Origin of the sequence: Dankookia rubra (assembly GCF_004355005.1) — a bacterium.
GTDB classification, from domain to species: Bacteria; Pseudomonadota; Alphaproteobacteria; order Acetobacterales; family Acetobacteraceae; genus Paracraurococcus; species Paracraurococcus ruber_A.
Window position 1 is genome coordinate 1 of record NZ_SMSJ01000234.1, and the last position, 2,216, is coordinate 2,216.

Consider the following 2,216-nt stretch of genomic DNA (forward strand, 5'->3'; position numbering starts at 1 on the left):
CTGCTCGGCGAGCTCGCTCAGCCATTCCTCATCCTCGCCGAGCATCTCGGCAACGCGGGCGATGGTGAATACGTAGCTCGGTGCGGCCATGGTCAGGCCGCCTTGGCGACAGCGGCGTCCCGGGCCTGCTTCCAGTTCCAGGGCAGCAGCTCATCGAGCCGCGAGGCCGGATGGTCGGCGATGCGGGCCAGGACGTCGGCGAGCCAGGCGCGCGGGTCGACGCCGTTCAGCTTGGCGGTGATGATGAGCGAGTACATGGCCGCGGCCCGGTCGCCGCCGCGATCACTGCCGGCAAACAGCCACGACTTCCTGCCAAGGGCAATGCCACGCAGCGCGCGCTCGGCGGCGTTGTTTGTCAGGCAGATTCGGCCGTCGCCGAGGAACCTGGTAAAGGCATCCCAGCGCGTCAGATTGTAGTCCATCGCCTTGCCGACCTCGGCATGCCGCGACATCCGGCCCCGTTGCTCCCGCATCCAGGTCCCGAGTTCGCTGACCAGCGGGGCGATCCGCGCCTGCCGTATGGCAAAGCGATGCTCGGCGGGCTGGCCGTTAATCAGGCGTTCGGCGTCAAAGATCGCGTCGATCCGCCGCACCGCTTCGGCAGCCAGCGGCGCGCGGTCGACTTCGGCGAGCTTGAACAGCTTGCGCCGGCCATGCGCCCAGCACGCCGCCTCGCTGATCGGCCCCGGCTTACGCCCCGTCTCGTACAGGGCGTTGTATCCGGCATAGGCATCGGCCTGCAGGATCCCCGCGTAGCCCACCAGGTGTCGGTTCGGATGCTCGGCCGTCCGGTCCCGGGAGTAGCGGAACATCGCTGCCGGGGGCGCCGGGCCGCCGAACGGCCGGTCGTCGCGGACATAGGTCCAGAGCCGGCCGGTGATGGTCTTGCCCCGGGCCAGCACGGGCACGGTAGTGTCGTCGCCATGCAGCCGGGCGGCGGCCAGCACATGGGCGTCGATCAGGGCCATCAGCGGCGCCAGGTTGGCGGTGCAGGTGCCAACCCAGTCGGCGAGGGTGGAGACGCTGAGCTCGATGCCCTGCAGGGCATAGGCGTCGCTCTGGCGGTTCAGCGGCTGGTGCTGGCCGAACTTGGCCTCGAGGATCATGGCCAGCAGTTTGGGGCCCGCCCGGCCGCGGGCGATGGGGTGGAACGGCGCCGGCGGCTGGGTGATGGCCTCGCAGGCGCGGCACGAGAACCGCTCGCGGACGGTCTGGATGACCTTCCAACTGATCGGCTCGGCCTCCAGCGTCTCCGTGATGTCCTCGCCCAGCTTGGACAGCTTGCCATTGCAGCAAGGACAGGCGGTCGGCGCCGGCAGGACGATCCGCTCGCGCGGCAGGTGGGCTGGCAGGGGTGCCCGCACCGGCTGGCCACGGGGCGGGCTGTCGGGACGGCGGGTGCTGCCATCCTTGCCGGCCGCGGCCTCGACCTTGGCGGCGTCCTCGCTTGCGGCGGCGACCAACTCGCCGAGTTCGAGCTCCAGTTGGTCGAGCAGCTTGCGGCCGCGCTCGGAGGAGGCGCCGTACTTGTCGTGCTTGAGCCGGGCAATCAGCAGCTTGAGGTGCGCCACCATCGCCTCGGCACCGGAGGCACGCGCCTCGGCCTCGCGCCGGGCCGACTGCTCCGCCGCCAGCGCGGCGCGCAGCGTGTCGATATCGGCAAGGATGGTGTCCGGCGCGGGCATCACGGCAGAAATTGAATCATACCCGGCGCCCACCTGCCAGCCTTATCCGGCGACCTCCGGACGCCATGTCCGCTGCGGGTTCCGCCAGTCGATGCCGTCCAGCATGTAGGCCAGCTGCGACCCGGAAATCGCCACGGCGCCATCCGCGGGCGGCGGCCAGATGAACCGGCCGCGCTCCAGCCGCTTGGCATAGAGCGACATGCCGAGCCCGTCGTGCCAGACGATCTTAACCAGGTCGCCGCGGCGGCCTCGGAACACGTAGAGATCGCCGGCATGGGGATCGCGCCCGAGCGCCTGCTGCACCTGCAGCGCCAGGCCATTCCTGCCGCGCCGCATGTCGGTATGGCCCGCCGCCAGCCAGACCCGGACACCGGAGGGAACCGGGATCATCCGCGCAGCGCCGCCATCACGCGCCGCAGCGCGGCAGCACTGATCCCCTCGGCAATCCGAACCGCCGTGCCGTCGGGCAGCACGATCTCGATGCGGCTGTCCGCTTGGTTCTCAGGGTCGATGGGCGCTGCGGCTACCGGG

General features: G+C 70.5%; 2 protein-coding genes. Both read right to left on the minus strand.

Features of this window, described 5'->3' with window-relative positions:
- Positions 1-92: 92 nt before the first annotated feature.
- A complete protein-coding gene (gene tnpC, locus E2C06_RS36210) occupies positions 93-1,685 on the minus strand; it encodes an IS66 family transposase (RefSeq protein ID WP_133293350.1) in 1,593 nt (530 codons plus the stop codon).
- Between the two features lie 42 nt (positions 1,686-1,727).
- The gene (tnpB, locus tag E2C06_RS36215) at positions 1,728-2,075 is read right to left on the minus strand and encodes an IS66 family insertion sequence element accessory protein TnpB (protein WP_133293349.1); all 348 of its coding nucleotides are present in this window, start codon (positions 2,073-2,075) and stop codon (positions 1,728-1,730) included.
- Positions 2,076-2,216 lie beyond the last annotated feature (141 nt).